The organism is Thalassotalea agariperforans, assembly GCF_053470345.1.
Window position 1 is genome coordinate 58,188 of record NZ_JBQMWH010000006.1, and the last position, 19,527, is coordinate 77,714.

At 38.0% G+C, this 19,527-nt stretch carries 15 protein-coding genes; 2 read left to right on the plus strand and 13 right to left on the minus strand.

From position 1 onward, the window contains the following. The first annotated feature begins 14 nt into the window (after positions 1–14). Together ACSLUO_RS10080 and ACSLUO_RS10085 are read left to right on the plus strand one after the other, a co-directional pair. Complete coding sequence (locus ACSLUO_RS10080; protein ID WP_448248405.1) at positions 15–548, plus strand: PEP-CTERM sorting domain-containing protein; 534 nt, start codon at positions 15–17, stop codon at positions 546–548. Between the two features lie 608 nt (positions 549–1,156). Next, positions 1,157–5,641, plus strand: coding sequence for a carbohydrate-binding protein (locus ACSLUO_RS10085; protein WP_448248406.1), 4,485 nt, complete (start codon positions 1,157–1,159; stop codon positions 5,639–5,641). Positions 5,642–6,020: 379 nt separating this feature from the next. Here ACSLUO_RS10085 and ACSLUO_RS10090 read toward each other — a convergent pair whose 3' ends face one another. The 13 genes from ACSLUO_RS10090 to ACSLUO_RS10150 all read right to left on the minus strand — a co-directional run bounded on the left by ACSLUO_RS10090 (position 6,021) and on the right by ACSLUO_RS10150 (position 19,437). Next, positions 6,021–6,689 carry a YoaK family protein gene (locus ACSLUO_RS10090; protein ID WP_448248407.1) on the minus strand — a complete coding sequence of 223 codons (669 nt, stop codon included), beginning with the start codon at positions 6,687–6,689 and terminating at the stop codon, positions 6,021–6,023. Positions 6,690–6,744: 55 nt separating this feature from the next. Next, the gene (locus tag ACSLUO_RS10095) at positions 6,745–7,194 is read right to left on the minus strand and encodes a hypothetical protein (RefSeq protein ID WP_448248408.1); all 450 of its coding nucleotides are present in this window, start codon (positions 7,192–7,194) and stop codon (positions 6,745–6,747) included. 162 nt (positions 7,195–7,356) lie between these two features. After that, the gene (locus ACSLUO_RS10100; RefSeq protein ID WP_448248409.1) at positions 7,357–7,716 is read right to left on the minus strand and encodes a VOC family protein; all 360 of its coding nucleotides are present in this window, start codon (positions 7,714–7,716) and stop codon (positions 7,357–7,359) included. A gap of 96 nt (positions 7,717–7,812) precedes the next feature. Next, a complete protein-coding gene (locus tag ACSLUO_RS10105) occupies positions 7,813–8,715 on the minus strand; it encodes a 2-dehydro-3-deoxygalactonokinase (protein ID WP_448248410.1) in 903 nt (300 codons plus the stop codon). A gap of 52 nt (positions 8,716–8,767) precedes the next feature. Next, positions 8,768–9,946, minus strand: coding sequence for a DUF6786 family protein (locus ACSLUO_RS10110; protein ID WP_448248411.1), 1,179 nt, complete (start codon positions 9,944–9,946; stop codon positions 8,768–8,770). A gap of 85 nt (positions 9,947–10,031) precedes the next feature. After that, positions 10,032–11,087: an SMP-30/gluconolactonase/LRE family protein gene (locus ACSLUO_RS10115; RefSeq protein WP_448248412.1), complete on the minus strand. Its 1,056-nt coding sequence runs from the start codon at positions 11,085–11,087 to the stop codon at positions 10,032–10,034. Further along, a complete protein-coding gene (locus ACSLUO_RS10120) occupies positions 11,084–11,740 on the minus strand; it encodes a bifunctional 4-hydroxy-2-oxoglutarate aldolase/2-dehydro-3-deoxy-phosphogluconate aldolase (RefSeq protein ID WP_448248413.1) in 657 nt (218 codons plus the stop codon). The genes ACSLUO_RS10115 and ACSLUO_RS10120 overlap by 4 nt, the downstream gene beginning before the upstream one ends. Positions 11,741–11,786: 46 nt before the next feature. After that, a complete protein-coding gene (locus ACSLUO_RS10125; protein ID WP_448248514.1) occupies positions 11,787–13,043 on the minus strand; it encodes an MFS transporter in 1,257 nt (418 codons plus the stop codon). Positions 13,044–13,156: 113 nt separating this feature from the next. Continuing rightward, positions 13,157–14,311, minus strand: coding sequence for a mandelate racemase/muconate lactonizing enzyme family protein (locus ACSLUO_RS10130; protein WP_448248414.1), 1,155 nt, complete (start codon positions 14,309–14,311; stop codon positions 13,157–13,159). Between the two features lie 3 nt (positions 14,312–14,314). Continuing rightward, a complete protein-coding gene (locus ACSLUO_RS10135; RefSeq protein WP_448248415.1) occupies positions 14,315–16,030 on the minus strand; it encodes a beta-galactosidase in 1,716 nt (571 codons plus the stop codon). A gap of 52 nt (positions 16,031–16,082) precedes the next feature. Beyond that, on the minus strand, positions 16,083–16,649 hold the full coding sequence (locus ACSLUO_RS10140; protein ID WP_448248416.1) for a hypothetical protein: 567 nt from the start codon (positions 16,647–16,649) through the stop codon (positions 16,083–16,085). 297 nt (positions 16,650–16,946) lie between these two features. After that, positions 16,947–17,885, minus strand: coding sequence for an alpha/beta hydrolase (locus ACSLUO_RS10145; protein WP_448248417.1), 939 nt, complete (start codon positions 17,883–17,885; stop codon positions 16,947–16,949). 46 nt (positions 17,886–17,931) lie between these two features. Then, complete coding sequence (locus ACSLUO_RS10150) at positions 17,932–19,437, minus strand: tryptophan halogenase family protein (RefSeq protein WP_448248418.1); 1,506 nt, start codon at positions 19,435–19,437, stop codon at positions 17,932–17,934. Positions 19,438–19,527 lie beyond the last annotated feature (90 nt).

The following is a 19,527-nucleotide window of genomic DNA, read 5'->3' on the forward strand; positions in this document are numbered from 1 at the left end:
TTGGAGTAGTAAAAATGAAAAAAATATTAACTTTAATCGCTGGTATTACATTAAGCTTTAACAGCATGGCGGGACTTATCATTAATGCTGATGAATCAGAATATACAGTAGGCGAAACCATTAATGTAAACTTGAGCTATGACCATGGCAGCCCTTTTGGTGATATCTTTGACTTTGGCTTCTATACCTCTACCTATTTTTCTTTTTCGGATGATATAGCAGATATCGAATCGCCATTACCATTGGGTTTCGAAGAAGACGGTTTTTTTGATGCTTATTTGTTTGACGGTGATGACTTTAGCCTTTCCTTTGATGCCACAGATAGCATCCTTGAATTAGGCTCGTTAAGTTTTACGGCTATGGAAGCTGGGATGTTTGATTTCAATGTTTCATTTTTTCAAATCTTCAACTATGAAGATTTTGAAATATTTAATTATGATATTAGTCATTCAGTTAACATAGTAGCAAGCGAAGTACCTGAGCCTTCAACGCTCGCCTTATTCGGTTTAGCGTTAGCAGGCTTAGCTAGATATCGTAAAAAAGCTTAATTTACTTTTATTATGTGATGACGAACGAGCTAATAATAGATATGAGCCTGAAATAAAGTTCATATCTATTTGCGAAACTATAAATCGCTTTAATTATTAGCCAAAGATAAAAATCCGATGAATATTTTTCATCGGATTTTTTTTATGTCCATTTATCCAGTCTGAAACCATAACAACCTCAAAATAATTCCAATACCTTACTTTTTAAGACGATATTTAAGGGATTCTTTTACTATTAACTTATCTCATTTAACTGTTTAATGTAAACAATAAACTATTTATTTAAATCTACTTTATTATTTTACCCATTGAAATCAAAGCCTTATACCTATGCGACTTAATAATAACCAGATGCTGTTGTTATTTTGTTCGGATTAATTTAGTCTAATTATGCAAAGTATCAGATCAATAGATTCACAATATTGATCGGAGACAGGGCCGATATTGGGTAAATAAATATCGCCCTGTTTTTTTGTTTTATTGAATATTGTTATCAATTAACAAGATGCTTTGCTTCGCGATTGTTGACAAGCAGGTGCTTGGTTTAAACAAGGTTAATCGCGAGTAAGAAAAACTTACATCACATAATAAAAAAATTGGAGAATAAGATGTTTAAAACTAAACGCTCTCTGTTGAACTCAAGTATTGCAATTTCATTTGCGCTACTTGGCGTGCACGCACAAGCAGAGACACTAGTGTTACAAGCAGAATCGTTTGCCAACTCAGGCGGCACATATAGTGATGGGCAACCGAACCCTGTCACTATTTACAATGTGAACGGTCAAGGCGCGATTAATTTCGTTAATGCTGGCGACTATGTTGATTACAATATTAATGCTCTGGGGGGGGAATACGATATTGAATATTTTGTTGGGACCAGTGTTTCATCTGGACCCAATATAGAAGTGCTTGTTAATGTAAATGGTACATGGCAAAGTCAAGGCTCGGTTGCTGTTCCTTATGGTAACTGGGATGACTTTCAATCACTCACGCCATCTCATACAGTGACATTACCAGTGGGTACTTCGACTGTTCGCTTGTTAGCGGTAGGCTCAGCTTGGCAATGGAACTTAGAATCATTTAGGTTAACTCAAGTTTCATCCGCTGAGCCTGTTGGTGATGCAGATAATGACGGTGTCGATGATAATCAAGATTTATGCCCTAATACCCCATCAGGTGTCACAGTTGACAATAATGGTTGTCAACTAGATGGAGGCTCAGATCCGGTTGGAGAATCCTTTGTGATCCAGATGGAAGCTTTTGATTCAACTGGTAGTGATGATTCAAGAGCACAAGGTGTGGTTATTGGTGAGCGTGGTTACCCACAAGACAAGCATACTGTTATTGATAGTGTACAAACTACTGATTGGGTTGATTATAGTATTAATTTCCCATCATCTGGCAACTACAGCATATCTATGTTGGCATCAGGGCAAACTTCGCATGCAACGGCCGTATTATTTATTGATGGCACTGAAATTAATGAAGTACCAGTTCATACAGGTAATCAAGCCCATTTTGAAGATTTTCAACTAACTAGTTCTGAATATGTTACAGCTGGCACCCATACTATTCGTGTGCAAGCGGGTAGTTCAACTGGCGAATTTAGCTGGTTGTGGTTTGGTGATGCGTTAACTTTCACCAGCTTAGATGGTGATGGTGGTGAGCCTGAGCAAGATGCAGATAACGACGGCGTATTAGATGGTTCAGACATTTGTCCGAATACCCCAGCAGGACAACCTGCTGATATTAATGGCTGTAGTGCATCTCAGCTAGATAGTGACAATGACGGTGTAAATAACAATATCGATCAATGTCCAAATACAGCAGCAGGTGCAACAGTTGATGCTGTTGGTTGTGTCGTTATTGAGAATAATGACACGGACAACGATGGCGTTAATAACAATATCGACCAATGTCCAAATACAACACCTGGCGCAACAGTTGATGCTGATGGCTGTGAAGTTATTATTGATAACGACACAGATAATGATGGTGTTAACAATAATATCGACCAGTGTCCAAATACACCACCAGGCGCAACTGTAGACTCAAATGGATGTCAAGTAACATTTGCTGATACAGATAATGACGGCATAGAAGATTCGCAAGATTTTTGCCCGAACACACCAGCAGGTGAAGCGGTCAATAATTCAGGTTGTGGTGAGTCGCAATTAGATGCCGATAATGATGGCGTAACAAACAATATAGACCAATGTCCAAATACACCAGCGGGTACACAAGTTGATGCGTCAGGTTGTGTGATCGACAATGGTGGTGAGCCAAGTGATAGTTATTATCACAATGGTCAAGGTTTATTGTTTGGTCGTGTAGATGGCGCAACTAACTTTGTAGGTGAAGAAGGCTATGTTGCCAACCCTGATAACTATGATGTGACAACCGATTTACTCGAAACCGATGATGACATTAGAGGAAACTCTACTGAAGTCTTCCGAGGTGAGATTTATGACGCAGATGGTCATATTTCTTTCTATGAACATATAGATGATAGCGTTCGTCTATATATCGACGGTCAACTCGTGCTTTCAAATGATAGCTGGGAAAACTCGTCTCAAACTTCAGATTTAAGCCTCACACCTGGTTGGCATAATTTTGAGTTAAGACTTGGAAACGCTGACGGTGGCAGTGGTGCTGTGAGTGGCATCGGTTTTGGTATAGATGTTGACGGTGGCACAAACTTTGTTCACCCAAGTAATTTAAGCCCTAGTATGTTTAGATCGAGCGGCCAAGTTGTGGTTGATCCAATTTTACCACCACCAGGCGGAATTTATATTCAGCTAGAAGACTTTGACGAAACAGGTACTGTTGGCCGAGTCGCGAGCGATCCAAACGATGGCTTTGTTAGAGGTGATTCAAACGTTGGTTGGGTTACCAATGGAGATTGGGGTAAATACCACAATGTATTTTTAGAAGCTGGTACATATAGAGCATTCATTACTGTATCAACACCTGCGGGTGGTAGTTATGGTGCACGTGTTGATATCGACGGCGAACCTTTTGCTTGGGGATATTTTGACAGCACAGGTGGCTGGGATATCGCAGCAGAATATGAGTTGTATGGTGGTGATTTAGTCGTAGAAAGCACTGGTAACCATACGCTACATATTGAAGCAGTTGGTGGATCAGATTGGCAGTGGAGTGGCGACTTAGTCCGTTTAGCTAAAGTTAACGACAGCACAGTTAAACAACCTCGTGTCTACAATCCAAACGAACATCTTGTTGCTGAAATCGAAGGGCCTGCAACTGGTTTACAATATTTAAAAACACCAGTGGAAATTCCATTAGCCAATAAGGTATTAAAATCTGATGTTTGGTATACCTACCCGCAAAACCGAAACCTAGTCGTTGACGGTGACACACCATACGCTGACTTTGGCGCAACGGGTGCCTTCTGGGGACATCCACCTGAACACGATTTCTACGATGATACTGTGATCATGGATTGGGCGGTAAATGTTGTTGATGATTTTCAAAATGAAGGTTTTGAATATACTGCGCGCGGTGAATTCGACTGGGGTTATGGTTGGTTCACTGAGTTTACGACTAATCCACAGCCTCATTATGTTCAAACATTGGATGGCCGTAATGTACGTATGACATTCATGGGCTATTTAAGCCATGACGGTTATAACAACAATTGGTTAAGTAATCACAGCCCCGCGTTTGTCCCATTTATGAAGTCACAAGTTGACCAATTATTAAAAGCAAACCCGGATAAGCTGATGTTTGATACCCAAACCAACTCTACACGTTCAACCGATATGCGTGATTTTGGTGGGGATTTCTCTCCTTATGCGATGGAAAATTTCCGAGTTTGGTTGTCGAAGAAATACAGCTATACTGAACTAAGTGCTATGGGTATTAACGATATTACTACCTTTGACTACAAGCAGCACTTACTGGCTGCAGGTGTAACTCATACATCATGGTCAAATGCAGGTGATAGACTCGAAGGCAATATTCCAATGCTTGAAGATTTTATCTACTTTAATCGTGACGTTTGGAACCAAAAATTTGCAGAAGTATTAGATTACATACGCCAGCAAAGACCTAATATTGAAATTGGTGCAAGTACACACCTATTTGAATCACGTGGCTATGTATTTAATGAGAATATTACCTTTTTATCTGGTGAATTGAATTTAGGTGCAAAAACTAGCATTGCCGAGCTACCAACCAATATTCTTGTACACTTAAAAGGTGCACAAGCAGTGGGTAAAACGTTAGCGTACTTCCCATATCCTTGGGAGTTTGACGAACTACGTAAACAAAGTGCTCCGCGTTTTGGCCGTGGTTGGGTTGCTCAAGCTTATGCTTATGGAGGTTTATTCTCTATTCCTGCTAATGTATGGGTAGGGGGCGATGTGTGGACTTGGTCGCCGGGTGCTGATAACTACCGTGACATCTATCAATTTGTGCGTGCACAAGCGAACTTGTTAGATGGTTACACTTCTTATGCTAAAGCGGGTTATGTTCATGCTATGTTCAGCTCAATGAAAGAAGGTTTCATTGACGGTGGTAACCAAGTGCAATCAAGCGTGAAAATTTTAACCGAAGATAACATCAACTTTGACATGTTAGTGTTTGGTGACACTGGTTATGCTGTCGTGCCGCGCCAAGCTGACTTCGATAAATTTGAGCACATTTTTTATGACGGTGACTTAAACTTCCTAACCACTGCACAAAGAGAGGTATTAGATGATCAAGGCAGCAAAGTTAGACATATTGGCCAACGTGGCACCATTGCTGGTTTACAAATTAATGTAAGCATCAACGGCAGTGTAGCCAACGACACTGTGTCTGCTGTATCTCGTATCCATGAAACAGACTCAACGGCACCTTACGTAGTACACCTGATTAATCGTCCGTTTGCGGGTGGGGTAACACCAATACTGAACAATGTTGAAGTGGCAATTCCTGCAAGTTATTTCCCTGAAGGAGTAACCTCAGCGAAATTACACTTACCAGATGGAACAAGTTCAACCGTCGCGGTTTCGACCAATGCGAATGGCGATGCAGTTGTATCTGTTAGTAATCTTGAAGTTTGGGGTATTTTAGAATTAGCTCACTAATTCTTTAAGATTCCATTTAACCTAAGGGCTTACGCTATTGTCGTAAGCCCTTTTCTCAACTAAAGAACAACCCCCCTCTAGATTCAAGCCAAAAAATAAGTTTATTTGTAGGTTAAAATAAAATTTAAACTAGCCTGTAATAAATTGACTTGACCAACCACCAACTAGTCATAACATAATTTAGGATATTACTTTTTTATGGGAAGTGACTTTTATCTACAATCCATTTTACCTTTTGCTGGCATTATCATAAAAATTTGTCGGGCCTACACCAACAGCCAAGAAGATTTTGAAGATTATTATCAAGAGGTGTGTTTATAAAAATAAAAAGGGTCAGATCCACATAAATATAAAGGGTCAGATCCACATAAAGTGAAAGCTAATTTTCAATGGCTTGATTTTGACAATAAAAACGGTAAATTATAGCAAGTAATAAACAGATCCCTGCGGGTAATAACAATGACATAAATTGATATTGCGTGTATAACAACGCCCCTACGGTGCCGCCAAAAATAAACCCGGCGATAATAATAATAAACAACTTAGCTTTACGTTTATCTAAAGCTTCACCTCGAAGAAATTCACCACACATGATCCCTAAATCAGTGAAAATTCCTGTCACATGAGTTGTACGTATAATTGCACCGCTATATCTTGTAGCTAAAGAGTTTTGCAAACCACATGCCGCAGAGGCAAAAAAATGTCCATAAAAGGATCCCATCGCTAGCAACCCTAAAGTGGTCAAGAGCAAAGCTGACTCTAGATATAAAGCGGTATCGTAATGCCGTCCAAGTTTTAACGTAGAACCATGTAATAAAAAACCGGCGATGATCGCGCCAAACAAAAATGAAAGTAAAATTCCAGATAAGTGCAGAACATGTTGAAAAGACGAATTTAATACGCTTGTTCCTAATAAAGTTGCTGTACCCGATAAATGAGAAACAGATTGATGTTCAAAACTAAGCAAACCAACCGCATTCACAAAGCCAGCAACCAAAGCCAAAATGAAAGCGCCAACCTCTACCCAATGAGGCAATTTCGCAGTCAACGTTCTACACTCCTATCTAGTTAATACCTACTTTTATTTATGTCTAAATTACAAATCATTGTTCCGTCATAATCTGATTAATCTTTTCAATCTCTGCATATTTTGAGTAATTAGTTAATGCTTGTAATGTATCTTGATTAGTCATTAATTCCTGCATTGCAACTTTACCCACTAACTCAAATGCTTGTTGTACAGCTAACGGGTTAGATTTAAAAGCCGATTTTAGCTCATTTGGGCAGTCTACTGTCAAAATTTTAGTGATTAAGTTACCAACATATTTATCTGACTTTTCAATATTTTCAGGTGTTGCGCTTGAAAAATTTTTTATTTCAGGATGAGCACCAATCGAAAAAAAGATCCATTTCGCTAAATGTTTTCTTTCTTTACCATTTAAAGTATCAACCAAACAGGTACCTAATTTTTGTGTTTCTGGGGTATTAGCTAACACCATTGGGCTTGCCATTAACCCTGCAACTACCGTTATCGTAGTGAAAAGATTCTTCATATTTACTCCATTTTATTATTTTTTTATCTAACGAGTGCGCTGTAAACGCAACCTTGATTTTTTAAAAAGCACCAGCTAAAAATTCAGCAAACCGCACTTTACAGGAAAAATAGTTTACCTGAAAAACCTTTTAAATTAACAAAAACTATAATTTTATGCGAGCTAACTGTCGCTTAAACTCCAAACCGCAAATTCATTGCCACTTGGTTCAATAAAGTGGAAACGCCGGCCACCTGGAAAAGAAAATATCGCGGTTGAGATTATGCCCCCTGCTACTTCAACAATGGTTTGGGTACGCTCTAAATCATCACTTTTTAACACTAATAAAGCCGCGCCATTAGTTGCAAGAGAAGTGAGCTTAGATTGATAAAAACCACCATCAAGTCCTTGATCAGAAAAAGCGGTGTAGTCAGGCCCATAATCTACAAAGCTCCAACCAAATGCCTTTTCAAAAAATGTCTTAGTAGCTGGAATATTACAAGCGGGAAACTCAACATAATTGAGTTTTAACTGTGGGGACATAATATCTCCTTGACCTGAGTTCAGGTTTCTAATGTTATGCAAATTGAAGCAATAGCTTAATCATACCGATCTTTAGAAGGAAAATTAATTCAACAATTAATTAACATGGTCAATTAATTGTGACATTCCCTGCAAAAAGCACTCATTACCGTCAACTAAAATTACGTTAATGCCTAACTGCCCTGCTGCTAATTGATATTTTTGACATAACGCCAAAGCACCAACTAAATATACCGAAGTATTGAGTTTAAGCTTTCTTAATTCAAAGCCGATTAATAAACCCGATAAATAATCCGCTATTTGCTCAACGCTAAGTTGCTGAAATAAACGGTGTGTCCATGCGAGAAAAATTCGCTGCGTAAATTCACCATCTTGTGCATCAGTAACACCACGTAAAAATGCAGCTTGATCAAAAGTTGTATTTTCAGGTAAATCTTTACCTAATAAACTGTACTTAGATAACATTGAGTACATTTCACCGGTTAAATAACTGCTGAACGAGCAAAGTTCATGATTAGTCACGGTAATATGTTTACTATGTGTGCCAGGTAATATCGCAACAAAGTCACTGCTATTAAGATATTGCGCTAACCCCAATACTTGAATTTCTTCACCGCGCATAACATCAAATTTATCTTCATCATATTGATGACAAACGCCTGGAACAATGTAAGCTTTTGCTCCCCACGGTAGTACAAACGAATAACTATTAGATGCTAAACTCTTTGTATTCGCAGGCGTGCTAACATAATCGACATTTACCCAACCTTTTAAAGAGCCAACCATACCCGCCATAAATATAGGCAAATCTTGGTACGTCACTAACCATTCTTTTAACACTTGCTCAAGTGTTTGCGCAAATTCGCCATTATTAACTTGTAATAAACCTAAAGGTAAGCTTTTTGTACTTAGCAACTCATGTTCTTTTGACATGGCAAAAGCACGAAAATTAGTTGTTCCCCAATCAATAATAATATGGTGACATTGCTCACTATTCATCTTAGAAATATCCTGTACGCTGAAATTTAGCTATTATCAATAGCCGTAAACATTAAAAAGCAGACGTTATCTCTGCAAGAGTAAGCCCAAAAACTTGTTGGGTAATTAAATTCAGCGCACTTTCGTCGCCTTGAATATGTAGGGTAGTTTGATAATGCTGATAACTTTCATTAGGTTTTAATTCTAAAGCAATTGAACTGGTTTCTAATTCATAAAACGGACCGGACGTGCTTTCATCTTCACCTACACCATGATTAAAAATATTAATAATTTCACCACCAAAAGGGTCACCATCAAAACGCCAAATACCATTAACATAATCAACATTAGTTTGCTTAGTTATTGGAAAGTGAATTAAAGTTAGTAGTTTTCTTTTAGCATCATAACTACCAAACATAGGTTTAGCATGCTCGGGCGAAACGCCAGTTTTATTCATATAGCGGGCATCGGCTTTATAAAAAAGAACATTACCTTGAATGCGAGTATGGCTTGTTTTGATGTCACTAAAATAACGTGTTGCTTTAGCTAACGGCTTAGCAAGAGGTATAAAAATAGTAGTTTGCTCGTTAGGATAAAATGAACCTAAATCCCAAATTGAAAACAAGCCTGTTGCTTTTGTCCAAGCGACTGAGCTGGTATTGGTTACTTTAGTTGATGCTTTAAAAGCCACCCAAGTTAAACTGTCTGGCAATGCTATCGGCAATTTTGCTGACGATAACAGCTCAATAGTGCGCTCAACGTCAAATTCAAAATTAAAACCTTGGTAGTTTTTCATGGTTAACGCTTTCGCCATTACCACCTGTTCGTCTGTTTTTGAAATAACATTAAAGGGTACGGTTGAAACCGCTGCCGGCACTTTGATGTTATCAGGTATAGTGGCGGTATTAGGCTCAAAAAATAACGAAAATTTACTCGCGTCTGGCCCAAACCATAAACGGTCAGCCCCACCCATTGAAGCATTAACATTAGTATGTGGCTTTGATAAATAGTCATAATTAATCCAGCCATAACCTTTGTCTTCACCACCTTTACTGGTACTTGTCATCACGCGGCCTTGCAATTCAGCCAAGACCATAACTTTTTGTTCGCCTCGAGATAAAATAATTGGCGAATAATGATGACTTAACAATTCAATTTCACTATTAAACGAGCGTTGACTACTTAGGTTTTGCGCTTGAACACTGCCCAAAAAAGTTATCATCATTAATGCAATTAACTTAATAAGCTTCATGATAAATACTCTGATCCTTATAACATAAAAAACCAGTATATTTAGCGACTGGTTTTTATAAATTAACGTGTTTTCTTACTGAAACTTAATTTAAGTTTACCTTTAAGACACTGTTATGTGCCGTTATAAATAACTGTTTTTCATCGGCTGATAACGTGCAATTTGCCGTTAACTTACCTGTGTGTATTTTAGCTAGTAAGCGTCCTGTTTCACTAAATAGCCAAACACCACCAGGCCCTGTGGCAAAGACGACACCACTTGAATGAACGGCCATACCATCAGGCATGCCTTTATCTTGTTTGGGGTTATTGTCCCTAGCATCATGAAAAATACGTTTATTGTTAACCGAACCGTCCGCTTGAATATCGTAAGCTACCCAAACCGGTTGTTTCGGATCTGACACCGCGACATAAAGTGTTTTATTGTCTGGAGATACGGCAATACCATTTGGATAGGTTAACGTTTTGTCTAACAAGGTTAATTTACCTTCATTCGATAAACGATAAACCCCTTGAAAATCTAATTCTTTGCGAACATCGTCTAGTTGCTTTGCTAAACCATACGGAGGATCAGTAAAAAAGAGGTTTCCTTGCTGATCATAAACCGCATCATTTGGGCTATTAAGTCTTAAGTTTTGATAACTACCCGCTATAGTAATAAATTTTCCTTGAGGCTTAGATAAAGGCGCATTCATCACCGCTACACGGCGATCACCTTGTTGTAATAACACCAATTGCCCTGCGGGATTTAATAACAAACCATTTGAACCTTGTGAATAATCGCCCGCAACAAGCCCAGTAGCGCCTGACTTATCTAGGTATACAGATAAGCCCTTGTTATCGTGATATTGATAAATTTTATTATCTGGAATATCAGAGAAAATTAATGTTTGACTATCATCAAGCCAAAGAGGTCCTTCAGTCCATTTAAAGCCAGTTGCTAATTCAATGATTTGGGTATTTTCATTCAAATAATTCAGAGCCTTAGGCGCAATAATCTCTATTCGCCCAAGTGTTTTATGGCCTTCGATTTTTCTCGCCTTTTGGCTATGATCAATAACAATTTCATCCGCTGTTGCCACTAAGCTATAACTTGATAAAGCACAACAAGTAAATAAGCAGCCAAGCACTAACTTTTTCATGATAATTTCCCTATATATTTTTTAACATGGCTGATAAGTTCAACCTTTTCTTGTTCGGTACGAGCAGCTTGGGTTAAGTCATTACCCACGCCGACACCGACAGCGCCTGCTTGAAACCACTGAGATAAATTATCAACATTTACGCCACCAACTGCGATAAGGTCAATTTGCTTAAATGGCCCTGATAAATCGTTAAAATATTTAACTCCCATTGCCCCGGCAGGAAAAATCTTCACAAAATCCGCACCATATTCATGAGCATTAGCAATTTCGGTTGGTGTTAAAGCACCCATTAATACCGGTAAGCCTGACTGATGTGCCAAGTTAACAACACCCTGATGCGTATTCGGTGTTACTAAAAATTGCGCCCCTGCCGCTATCGCCTTTGTTGCTAATGCTTCATTAATAATGGTGCCAGCACCAATTAAAATATCAGGGTATAACGCTTTTGCTTTGCTGATCTCCTCAGTAAAGCCGGGAGTATTTGAGGTTATCTCTAAAATTTTTACTCCACCTTTAACTAAACATTCAACCACATTAGCAACATCACTTTGCTCGGCTAATCGAATAATAGCCACTAACTTATGTGTTCTAATCAGCTGACATGCATTTTCACGTTGCTCAGTTAACGCTTGTGTACTTAACGACTTCATTGATAAAACGTCCTATTATTTTATAAATTTTTAACCCAAGCTTAGGTTATTTAGTAATGATCACTTCATCTGAATTATTTTCAGGTGACTCTGGCACAGTAATTTGTTCAATTTTGCCAACCAAAAATAAATATGAAGCACTGCCAATAGCCGCTAAGGAAGCGATAAATAATAACGCCGGTTTAAAGTCACCATCACTAACTAGCATCCCAATAATAATGGGCACAATAACCGCAGCTAAACCTCCAATTGAATTAAATACGCCGCCCACTAAACCAACTAAACGCTCAGGAGCTAATAAAGACACAAAGATCCACGCAATAGAGGCTAAACCGTTACCAAAAAAGGCAATTGATAAGAAGGTAATTACCCAAAAGGTATCTTCAGTATAATTAGCGCCTACAATAGCCGTTGATAACAACATGCCAATAATAATTGGTAGTTTACGAGCCACCTCTTTTGAAACACCAACTCTAACCAAAAAGTCAGAACTAAACCCTGAGACCAAGACACCAAAAAATGCCGCTAAAAAAGGTAAAGAAGCTAGATACCCCGATTTAATAAAATCTAAACCTCGGTATTCCACTAAATAAGTAGGAAACCACGTTAAGAAAAAGATCAAAGTGCCGCCTAAACAGAACTGACCAATATAAATTCCCCATAATTTTTTACTGGTTAATACCGCAATTAAGTCAGTACGGCTAACCACAGATTTACTTTTATTGGATTTTTCACTGGCACTATTTTCGCTCGCCTGCGATTCACTGCTAGTTTTACTTTCAGCATTTTTGGCTAAGCCAAGATCTTCTGGATCGCGATAAAAAATATACCAAATACCCGCCCACACAATGCCAATAAGACCAGAGATAATAAACAAACCACGCCAGCCAAAATAATGCTGAATAGTGGCCAAAACCGGCATTAAAAAGGCAAGACCAATGAATTGACCTGAGGTATATACGGCAATAGCACCTGCCCTTTTTTCTTCAGGAAACCATTTAGTAATAATTTTATTGTTACAAGGGTAAGATGGCGCTTCAAATACACCTATCGCCATGCGGCAACCAATGATGGCAGCAAAAGAGCTCACCATACCTTGGATCAGGGTAGCAATTGACCATGCTGTTAAAATAAACGGGTATAAAATTCGAATACGAATGGCATCAACAGCAATACCACCTGGTATTTGTAGTATCGAATATGTCCAACCAAAGGCTGAGAATATTAAGCCCATTTGCACTGAAGTTAATGCTAGGTCTTCACTCATTGCCGATGCCGCTACTGAGATGTTTGTTCGATCCATGTAGTTGATCACAACACTTAGAAACACCAATAACAGTACCTGATAAGATTTCTTTTCTCGTAACTTTCCTTTGTCAATTTGCTTGTCTAGCTTGTTTTTAGTTGTCATAAGGATCACCAGTTTGTATAAGAACCATCAGGTTTAATTAAACGTGGTGGCTCCCAATAATTAAATTCAAGGTTTTTGATTTTTTCTTCATTAACGTCAATTCCTAGCCCGACAACGTCTTGAACTTCAAAAGTATTATTTGAAACTTCTGGCATTTGTGTAAAGTACTCAGAAAAAACTTCCGTACTGCCGTCGTAGGGTGATAACTCTAACCATGAAAAGTTATTAACTGCGGCACTATAATGAATAGAAGCTGCCGTACAGATAGGGCTTAATGGGTTATGCGGCATCATATCGATATAATGTAGCTCACACATCGCCGCTATTTTCATACCTTCGGTAAACCCACCAGCATTACAAATATCAATACGACCAAAATTGGTTAAACTGGTTTCGGTATAAGGCGCAAAATCCCATTTACTGGTAAATTCTTCACCAATGGCAAATGGTACATCACACATACTTCTTAAGGTTTGATACGCTTTTGGTGATTGATCACGAATTGGCTCTTCAATAAAATCAAGCGTACCCGCTGGCAGTTTTGACATAAAAGAAGCCGCTTCAGCAACAGACAAGCGATGGTGATAATCAATACCTAATACCACCTCATTGCCTAACACTTCACGCGCTTTAATTAATGAAGTTGATGTTTTATTAATTGAGGCACGAGGATCAAATACCTGTGGGTTATTAGCGCAGCCATGTTCGCCGGTTGTTGCTCTGATCACTTGCCAACCTTGCTCTTTAAGCTTTAATACATCATCAATAAACGCTTGCCCCATTGGTGCAGCCGATGTAGCAAATAGTGGAATGCGATCGCGTTGTTTACCGCCTAAAAGTTGATAAACAGGAATATTTAAAGATTTAGCAACTAAGTCATGCAACGCAATATCAATGGCAGCAATGGCTGCAGATAACACCCTACCGCCTTCAAAGTATTGACTACGATACATTTCTTGCCAAAGAGCATTAATATTTCGAGGGTCTTGCCCAACTAAAAATTCACGAAAGTGTTTCACACAGCCCATAACGGCAAGTTCTCTGCCTGATAGCCCTGATTCCCCCCAACCATATACTCCTTGGTCAGTTTCAACTTTTACTAAACAAACATTTCTAAAACCCGCCCAAAAGGCATAGGCTTTTACATCTATAATTTTCATAAGTTACTTACTCAATGTTTTAAAACGGCGAGGATATAATTGCTGATTAAAGCCTTTTACTGCCTCGATCATCGGCTGATAAGGGGTATCGGTAACGTTAACAAAACCAACGTTGTAATTTTCACCATCATAAGCTCGGCCGGTTAATGGTGAGTCGATATATTGGAACCAATGAGCACCCACAAAATAAGGGTTATCAACAACAGTATTCATATAATTTAGGTACTGCTGGGCTCTGTCTTGTTGTGTTTTCGCATGCACTAATCCAGGATTTAACAAGCCAGTATCCATGGCGCCCATGTGAAATTCACCAATAATACTTGGCATATCAACTTGCTCTAAAAATTGCCAATATTTACTATGCACGCCTTCTTTGTAGATGTTATAGCTCATCACATCAACATGCGGCTTGGCGGCAGCAATAATTTCCGGTGTCATTCCCCAGCTAGCAAACCTAACTCCCATGTACATATGATTTGGCAATACACGCTTAAGCTCTGTTTTAACAATACTGAAATATTCATTGGCGTATAGCGTTAACATATCGGCATAATCAACTAACTGCTCATCAGTAAATTCGGCTAAATCAACACCATTAGAAAAATCTTGCCATGAATCAATCTGCGTTTTCCACGACGAATTTAACGCACTAATTTCTTTATATTTACTTTTCATTAATTGAGTAAATTGTGTTTTGGTAGGGCTATCTTTATCACTACGTCTTAAGGTATTAATGACAATTGAATATCGACCATTTGTACTGGTGTTATTGCCCCAGCTTTTTTCGTTATCGATAAATACGCCCACACACCAAGGATTATTTTTAACTTCCTCAGCAATTTGTTCTAAGGTCACTCTTGCACGAGTTGCAAATAACGGATCAAATGGGTCAGGTAATGGTGACCATAGATCATCACCACTAGAAACGGTTTTAAAGTTTCCGATAATCCAACCGTTAGCAAAGTATGGTACTTGATTGTCATGATAAAACATCGGGTCAATCCAGTTACCAAATGAGGTAAAACCCCAATTCCGCATGCGTTTTATCGTCACGTTTTTCCATGTTTCGATATAATTTTCACCGTATTTTCGCTCTAAATTTGCTTGGTAAAAACTAAAGGTTTCACCATGCTCTAATGCCCCTTGATGCACCGAACGTCGATAGCCATAATGTTTTGCCAAAGGCTCATCATATTCAGGTAACCAAGTGAACATATTACGACGTATATCTGATGCAACGTAGGCGGTTGCCTTCGCTTTTTCACTGACGGGATTCAAACCAAGTGAGTCTTCCGGCGTTAAATCACCTTTAGCTCTTTGTTTGATTAAGCTTTTGTCAAAGTCCATGCCGGTAATAGTAGACGTGTTGGCCATACGAACATTGGCAATACCGGTAGAAAAGAATAAATAGCCTTCTGGATCTACTAAGGTCCATATACCATTAACTTTTTCCGTTCTAAAATAACCAGTCGCGGTTAACTTAGGGCCATTTTTCCAGCCACCAAAAGTTGAGCGGTCAGCCATTAACTTATTATCAAGCTGCATGAGCTCTTGCTGACTAATCGATTTTAACTGTTGATCCGATGAAATATCATACTCTGAATTAAAACCAACACGTTGTCCGTATTGATCAGCCAAATTTTCTAAATAAGCTAAAGATCTCGGTGGGTTTTTTATTAAACGAACATTATCAAAAATTAGGGTGCGATTTTCTAGCATATGACTAACGCTAAACTTAATACGATTAACCGCCGATAATTCGATATTTTTTTCACCCCCAACGCCAGATAAAAGGAGTTTCTGTTGACTGCCATGCCAGTGGATTTGAGCGAATACCCGATTCAATATCTAAGTCGATACTTTTTAATTCAATGTGGTAAGTATTACTGGTGTTAGCGGGAATATTGACACTACGATTATGTACTTGCCCTTGTTCATTACCTATTTGCACAAACAAGTGAGTCGCAATATCGGTGCTATTAGTTATATCTAACGCTATACGAAAATCGCCAAGTTCATGCCATTGCCAAGCTGCTTTTGGTGTTAAAGTCACTGATGGCTCTGGTGCTTGTGTTGCTAAAAAGTCAACTTTTAACGCTTGTTTTCCTGCGGTAACACCTTGGCTTTGTTCTTGATTTACATAGTTTAATTCTACGTCCGCTGCGCTAACATCAACTTGTATGTCGTTAGTTTCAAAAGACGTAATACCTTTTAAAGGGATCAAAGACTGAGTTGTAATTGATAGTGATGTAACTTCATTTTGTGAAGCAGGTTGCTGGCAAGCAACAAGTGGGAGCAACAATGGCAATAATATGCCTATGCTATTTATTTTTTTCATATCTCTCTACCTTTATACCAACTGAATCAGTTCTAACATTGGTTGATAATGCTGTATTTATTAGCCAGCGTTAATACAACCTAAAACACCTGCACTTAATATACTACACATTGTGTGCAATTTGGTAGTGTTTTTTGTTAACAATTGAAGAGTTGGCGATGATTTTCTATTTTGCGAAGAAATCTATCAAGGCAAGATTTTCAGAAATAAGTAAATTCGGTGTTGGTTCGTTTTAATTTGAAATGTTAAGAAATACAATAAATTTTAGCCATTATATATCGCTTACCATCTCTATTTTTATTGCGCTCTCAAAAGCCAAGGTAGCGACTTAGCAAAGGCCATAGGAAAAATGGTATGGTGATTAGCCCCATCTATTGTATCAATTACAAGCTCAATTTCAGGTTGTTTTTTATCTTCAAAAAGCAAAGAAAAATTTTCAATAACATCACTTATTGTTTGACCTTTAGCATTTTTCATTAACTCTAGGCTGCCAGAGGCAATATAGATTCTCGCTTTAATCTGCTTTTTTTTAGCCAGAAAGTCTTTTGTTACTTTAAATATATATTCATCTTCAAACCAAATAGATGGACTCGTTATTATATAACTTGAAAAAAGTTCGGGTTTAGTCGCAAGCGCAAACACACTGAAAAGACCGCCTAACGAATGCCCTGTGAGTGTCCTATGGTTAGAAGATGCTCGAAAATTGTTTTCAACAAAAGGCACTACTTCATCTGCAACAAAATCAAGAAATTGTGGTGCCCCGCCCGTGATATGAGAATTCCAACTAGGTGCTAGTTTAGGTGTAAAGTCACGGATACGGCTATTCATCCCACTCTCTCCTATCGCATAAGAAATACCAACAAGAATAGCTGGTTCAAACATACCTGAAGATATACCAGGGCGTAAAGTTCCTGAAATAATCGGAAATGCTGTCGGACCGTCATTAATGTATATAACTGGATAATTACGTTTAGAATTTTCGACTTTTTGATAACCGGGTGGTGTTTGAATAAACAACTGATAAGCGCGTGTTAGTTTAGCTGAATAGAGGCTGTGCACTGTTGTGTTTTCAATACTGTAAGGTTTTAAGATATTTAAATCGTTCTGAACACTAACTTCAGCATTGACATTAGTAGTGAAAATTAAACTTAATGTACATATGTAAAACAAATGGATGACTAGTTTAACCAAAGGATGAGAAAGTAATCTGACCAAAATTTTATTTTGTTTCAACATTTTTGTTCCAAAGCTTATGAATATTACAAACTCATTTAGGGCCAGATCACATATTAATTGCTAATTTATTTACAAATTCTTCATGGCTTAATAGTTGAGCGACATTATGTTCCAGCGCTGCTATTGCATCCGGTAATGCTGCTTCAATTTTCTCGAACTTTGAAGCATCAATGAGGGGATCATAGCTCTTGGGCCTAACTTTCATTCCTTCTAAAACAGCATACCAACTATCGGATGAAAATAGATCTAAGTCATTTTTGAACAACCGTCCGTGCTCTCTAAATAAAGTAAGCTTATTGGTTAAACTTTCAGGAATTTCAAGATGTTGCCACATTTGCCAAAATTTTGAATCCGTTCTTTGCGAAGTACAATAATGTAAAACAATAAAATCTCTGATGCAGGTATATTCAATATCCATTAATCGATTAAATTCATTAATTGTCGCAGGTTGCAAATTTTTATCTGGCAAGGTTTGTACAAACGTTAACATCGACTTCATGATTAAATGGATACTTGTTGATTCCAGCGGTTCAAGAAAACCTGATGATAGTCCCACTGCAAGACAATTTTTAAACCACATTTTGTCACGCTTACCAGTTACAAATTTTATTACTCTTGGCTCAGTTAATTTTTTGCCTATGATATTATTTTCCAATAATGCTTTCGCTGATTCATCATCACAAAAATCACTACAATAAACATAACCGTTTCCCGTCCGATTTTGCAGCGGTATTTGCCAGCGCCAACCATGCTCATGCGCTGTTGATTCTGTATAAGGTGGAAAGTCGGGATGTTTTTCTGTTTGCACAACAACAGCGCTATCTACTGGCAAATATTTTTGCCAATTTTCTAAGCCAACTCTTAATGTTTTATTAATTATTAATGCATGTTGACCAGAGCAATCAATAAAAAAATCGCCATCTACTTGATTACCATTTTCCAGTTTTAATGACGATATTAGCCCTTGTTCATTGGTATTAACGGTATCTATATGAGCTTTAAGATGTTTAACGCCATTCTTAACACAATATTCATTCAAAAAGGTAGCCACTAAGCCAGCATCAAAATGTAGTGCATAAGTTGAGTTTGATAAATTATTAGGTTTTTGAGGATCGGGTATATAAAACTTATTCTGTTTTGCCATGGCAATGGCTGGCGAAAAGTCAGTAAATTGAAACTTTCCGCCATTTAAATGATGTTTCAACCAATGCTGATAAAAAGGTTTACCATCAATTTTATTGCCGACATAACCAAATTGATGCCAATAATGCTGACCTTTTTGGTACCAATCAACAAACTTTATACCCAATTTAAAACTGGCATTAGTTTTAGCGATAAAGTCATTAGCCGAAATTTTAAGGTATGTTAATAAATCCATTATAGAAGGTATAGTCGCTTCACCTACTCCAACTGTTGGTGTATGGGGTGATTCAACCAAAACAATTTCACAACCACTATTATGCAATGCTCTTGCAAGAATAGCTGCAGATATCCAACCTGCTGTTCCACCACCAACAATCACATAACGATTTATTTTTTTGTTTTTATTCACGACAATCCTATTTTATTTCCGTTAAAATCTTTGAAAATTTAGTAAATGCTTGTTGGTCTACTTCAATATTTACTATATACAATTGCTCCC